The 4,960-nt window shown below is 71.0% G+C and carries 3 protein-coding genes; 2 read left to right on the forward strand and 1 reads right to left on the reverse strand.

Features of this window, described 5'->3' with window-relative positions:
* Nucleotides 1-258: 258 nt before the first annotated feature.
* Entirely contained in the window at nucleotides 259-1,629 is a 1,371-nt protein-coding gene (locus tag ACR2JA_RS09790) for a sensor histidine kinase (protein ID WP_434008897.1), read from the reverse strand.
* Nucleotides 1,630-1,640: 11 nt separating this feature from the next.
* On the opposite strand from ACR2JA_RS09790, the gene ACR2JA_RS09795 reads away from it, so the two are divergent.
* Nucleotides 1,641-2,273 carry a response regulator gene (locus ACR2JA_RS09795; RefSeq protein WP_434008898.1) on the forward strand — a complete coding sequence of 211 codons (633 nt, stop codon included), beginning with the start codon at nucleotides 1,641-1,643 and terminating at the stop codon, nucleotides 2,271-2,273.
* A gap of 162 nt (nucleotides 2,274-2,435) precedes the next feature.
* Nucleotides 2,436-4,960: PKD domain-containing protein (locus ACR2JA_RS09800; protein ID WP_434008899.1), on the forward strand; the 2,525-nt coding region annotated here is incomplete at its 3' end.

The following is a 4,960-nucleotide window of genomic DNA, read 5'->3' on the forward strand; positions in this document are numbered from 1 at the left end:
GGTCGCGGATCAGGCGCTGGTTCTCCCAGCGCAGGCGGATGCCGTCGTGGTGCAGGCGGTGGGTCAGGCGCGCGTAGCCGGCCATGGCCAGCAGGAACACCAGCGTCAACCCCGCCAGCACCGCGTGCAGGGGCGTGCCCGCGGTTGCCAGCAGGCCGAGCGCCTTCCATTATTCTTCGGACTGGAAATAGGGCAGCGACAGGGCGGCGACCTTGCGGGTGAAGAGGCGGAAGCTCTGGAGCTTGGACGGTTGTGGGGTCATGGGTTCACCGGTGGGGTGGCGGAAGGGGTATCGATGCTCGGGGCTGCGGTGCGCAGGCCGCACAGCGTGAAAGTGGACCCGCGGCCGGGCGCGGAGTTCACCGCGATGTCGCAGCCCAGGTAGGTGGCCTGCGCCTTCGCGATGGCCAGGCCCAGGCCGTGGCTCTCGCTGGCGCTGCGGTCGTCGAAGCTGCGGTAGGCGTCGAACAGCAGGGGCAGCCGCTCGGCCGGGATGCCACTGCCGCTGTCGCGCACCTCGATGCACAGCGGCTGTTCCGGCCAGGTGCGGGGGCGGTGGCGGATGCCCGCATACACGGTGCCGCTGCCGGTGTTCTGGAGGGCGTTGCTGATGAAGTTCTGCAGCACGGACAGCAGCAGCGCCGGATCTGCCCACACCCGCAGGCCCGCGCGCGGCGTGGCCAGGTGCAGGCGCAAGCCCTTGGCCCGCGCCTGTTCACCGAACAGGGCGCCCAGCCGCGCAAAGAGGGCCTGCAGGTCCACGGCCTCGGGCTTGAGGTCCAGGGTGCCCGATTCGAGACGCGAGAGTTCGAGCAGGCGGTGGATCTGGGTGTGCACCTCGCCCGCGGCGGCTTCGATCTTGGCTGCCGTCTCGGCCACGACCGAACCAGGGCCGGCCTGGTGGCGCAGCACCGCGCCGTACAGCGAGATCGCGCGCACCGGCTGCTTGAGGTCGTGGCTGACACCCGCCAGGAACAGGCTCTTGGTGCGCGAGGCCTCCTCGGCTTCGGCCTTGCGCAGCTCCAGGTCGCGGATCAGGCGCTGGTTCTCCCAGCGCAGGCGGATGCCGTCGTGGTGCAGGCGGTGGGTCAGGCGCGCGTAGCCGGCCATGGACAGCAGGAACACCAGCGTCAACCCCGCCAGCACCGCGTGCAGGGGCGTGCCCGCGGTTGCCAGCAGGCCCACATAGGGCAGCAGGGTGGGCAGCAGAAAGGCGTAGAACGCGGGCAGGTGGATGGACAGCGGCGTGACCGCGCCGCCCACATGGCCCGACAGGTAGGCGCCCACCAGCAGCAGGGTCAGTGGGTCCTGCGCGTCGAAGTACAGCCAGGCAAACGCTCCCCAGGTGAGGCCGTTGAGCAAGGCCGACAGGGTGAAGCCCCGGATCAGGCGCTGGTGCCCTTGGCCCTGGGCCAGTCGCGGGCGCATGCGGCGCACGAACACTTCGCGCGCCAGATTGGCGGCGGTGCCCAGCGCCAGCCAGGCGACGATGTGCGCGGTCGGGACCTTGTCCCACATCAGCCAGGCGGCCACCAGCGACAGCAGCGTGACGCTGACGTACGGGAAATGCACCTCGTGCGCGAAGTAGTGTGCGACGGTGCGTTCTTCGTACTGATCCAGCGTGGCCATAATTTGCCACTATGCCACCCATCCAGGTTTTGATCGCCGAGGACCACGCCCTGCTGGTCGATGCCCTGCAACTGCTGCTGGGGACCCAGCCCGACCTGCACTGCGCGGGCGTGGCCCGCAACGGCGAACAGGCGCGCGACCTGGCGCTGGCCCTGCAGCCCGACGTGCTGCTGCTCGACCTGGGCCTGCCGTTGCTGGACGGCCTGGGTGTGATGGAGTCTCTGCGGCGGGCGAAATCGACGGTGCGGGTGCTGGTGGTCACGGCGCGCATGGACGTGCAGTCGGTCCGCGCGGCGCTGGCGCTGGGCGCGGCGGGTTACCTGCCCAAGAACGAGGACAGCGACGAGCTGCTGCTGGCCATCCGCCGTGTGGCTCAGGGGCGGCGCTACATCAGCGGTGCCATCGCGCAGGTGTTTGTGCCCGAAGCGGGGACCGTGCCCGAGGTGTCGCTGACCGCCAGCGAAACCACCATCCTGCAGCTGGTGGGGCAGGGCATGACCAGCAAGGAAATCAGCCAGCGGCTGGACATCAGCGAGGCGACGGCGCGCAAGCACCGCGAGAACATCCGCCGCAAGCTGGGCATCCGCAACAGCGCTGAAATGGCGGCTTACGCGGTGCGCGTGCAGGCCCGGACGCCGGGCTGATTCCAGGCGCCGGGGCACCCGCCTACGCCCAAGTGCGTAGGCGATCCGCGCAGGTCTACGCCGCCGGGCGAATTGCCGCACGGGTCGCCCATTCCTACAGTCACCGGACGGCGATGACCGACCGGCAACGGCTGCCGGTGTCGCGCCCCTGGGGCGATCACCATGCGCTTGCACCTCCTTTTTTCCGGCCTGCTGTCACTGGCCCTGGTCGCCTGCGGCGGAGGTTCCGGCACCACCGATGACGGTGCGTCCGCCACCGTGCAGGCCGCCGGCCAGGTGGTGGACGACCAGGGCCTGCCGCTGGCCGGCGCGACGGTGACGGTGGTGTCCGCCAGCACCGCCGGGGGCACCGATGCCACCACCAGCACCGGGGCCGACGGCCGCTTCGCGCTCACGCTGGACGCCGCCACACCCGCCGTGCTGAAAGTGCAGAAGACCGGCTACGCCAGCAGCTTCCGAGCCGCGGCTGCGGCCAGCGACAACGCCACCGTGGCCGACCGCGTGCTGCTGCTGCCGGTGGCCAGCAGCCAGACCTTCGACCCCACGCAACCCGCTGTGTTGCGCGTGCCGGGTTCGCCTGCGCGCGTGGAACTGGCGGCGGCCAGCCTGGTGCGCGAGGACGGCCAGGCCATCAGCGGCAGCGCCAGCGTGGCGCTCACCCCCATCGACCCCAGCGCCGACATCGGCCAGATGCCGGGCCTGGTGGTCGACGCGGCCAACGGTGTGCCCATCGAATCGCTGGGCGCGCTGAGCATCGAGTTCACCGACGCCAGCGGCGCCCCGCTGAACCTGGCCAGCGGCCAGACCGCGACCATCCGCATCCCCGCCACACCGGCGGCTGGTGCCACCGGTCCCTTGCCCGCCACCTTCCCGCTGTACCACCTGAACGAAACCACCGGCCGCTGGACGCAGGAGGGCATGGCCACGCTGCAGACCGATCCGGCCACAGGGGCTGAGTACTACGAAGGCACGGTGAGCCACTTCAGCACCTGGAACGCCGACCGGGTGATCGAGCGTGCCGGTGTGAACGTCAACGCGGTTCAGGGCGGCGCCAGCTGTGTGGTGCCCGCCGGGTTGCGGGTGGTTTCGCGCGGGGTGGACTACAACGGGGAAACCGCGCTCATCGAGGGTGGCCGCCTGGTGGCACGCGCCAGCTCGCGTGTCGACGTGTTGCTGGTCAACGCGGACGGGCAGTTGCTGGATGCGGTGACGCTGGACACCGGCGCACCGGGCAGCATCACAGCCCTACCGCGTTGCCTGGCCGAACCGCCGTTGGTCAACGTGTCGGGCCGTGTCACGGTGACCAGTGGTCGCCTGGACGACCACCGGGTGCAGATCAGCGGCCCGCTGCTGCGCCCGCGCACCGTGTCCATCGGCAGCGACGGCGGCTACACGCTGCCGGTCCATGCCAACGTGGGCGCGCTGCAGGCCCGGCTGGTGTCGGGTGTGGACCGCGGCACACCGCCGACCACGGTGACCACCACCGTGAGCGCCGCCAACGCGGTGTTCCCCGACCTCACCGTCAGCGACGCGCGCTTCGAGCTGCCGGTCTGCGTGCAGGGCTGGGACCGGTACCGGCAGACCACGGCGCAGGTCGGCCTGTTCCGTGACGGGGTGCCGCTGGGTGAACCCATCACGGTGAGGAGCGCCGCATCCTCTGTCACTTTCGAGCGCGTGCCGCTGAACAGCACCCTGACCCTGCGTCTGACGGCGCCCGACGCCACCCTGGTGGAGACGTCCACGACGCTGGTGGTGGGCAGCACGCCGCCAGCACCGCCGGCCTGCCTGGCACTGCCGCTGGCCGCCCAGGCGGACCTGCAGGTCCGCGGTGACGGTTTGGGCCGCAGCTTCGATGCCAGCGCCTCCATGCCGGGCGATGCCACCATCACCGGCCACGCCTGGAGCTTCGGCGACGGTGCCACCGCCACCGGGGCCATCACCAGCCACAGCTACGCCGCCACCGGCAGCTACGTGGTCAGCCTGCGCGTGACCGATGCGCTGGGCCAGGTCAGCCAGGCGCAGCGCGCCGTGGTGGTGACGGGCGGCGGTGCGCTGAGCGTGCTGACCCCGGCCAGTGCCCTGGACGCTGGCAGCCGCCACAGCTGCGCGGTGCGGTCGGACGGGGTCTGGTGCTGGGGCAACAACGTCCACCAGCAGCTGGGCAGTCCGATCACCGTGGACACCAGCACCGAGCCCTACACCTACACCGGGCTGATGTCCTCCGGTGTGCCCTTGCAGATCGCTGGTCTGGCCCGTGTGACCGCGGTCTCCGCTGGCGACAGCCACGCCTGTGCGCTGCACGCCGATGGCACGGTCAGTTGCTGGGGCAACGGTGAATACGGCCAGCTGGGCCATGGCCGCAGGGAGGGCTCTGCGACGCCGGTGGCGGTCTCGGGCCTGAGCACGGCGCTGGCGGTCTCGGCGGGTGGCTTCAACACCTGCGCGCTGCTGCAGGACGGCAGCGTCAGCTGCTGGGGCAACAGCAACACCGGCATCGAACAGCTGGTGCCGGCGCCGGTGGCGGGCCTGAGCGGCGCCACCGCGCTGTCCTCGGGCTACGGCCACCACTGCGCCGTTCTGAGCGCTGGTGGCGTGCGCTGCTGGGGCGACAACAACGACGGGCAGCTGGGCAACGGCAGCCAGACCGATTCGGCCAGCCCGGTGGTGGTTTCGGGCATCGCCAACGC

This window comes from Hydrogenophaga sp. (assembly GCF_051007235.1).
Taxonomy (GTDB): domain Bacteria; phylum Pseudomonadota; class Gammaproteobacteria; order Burkholderiales; family Burkholderiaceae_C; genus Hydrogenophaga.

Coding starts and splice junctions, on each gene's coding strand:
- ACR2JA_RS09790 (WP_434008897.1), bottom strand. CDS start 1,629: ATGGCCACGCTGGATCAGTACGAAGAACGCACCGTCGCACACTACTTC.
- ACR2JA_RS09795 (WP_434008898.1), top strand. CDS start 1,641: ATGCCACCCATCCAGGTTTTGATCGCCGAGGACCACGCCCTGCTGGTC.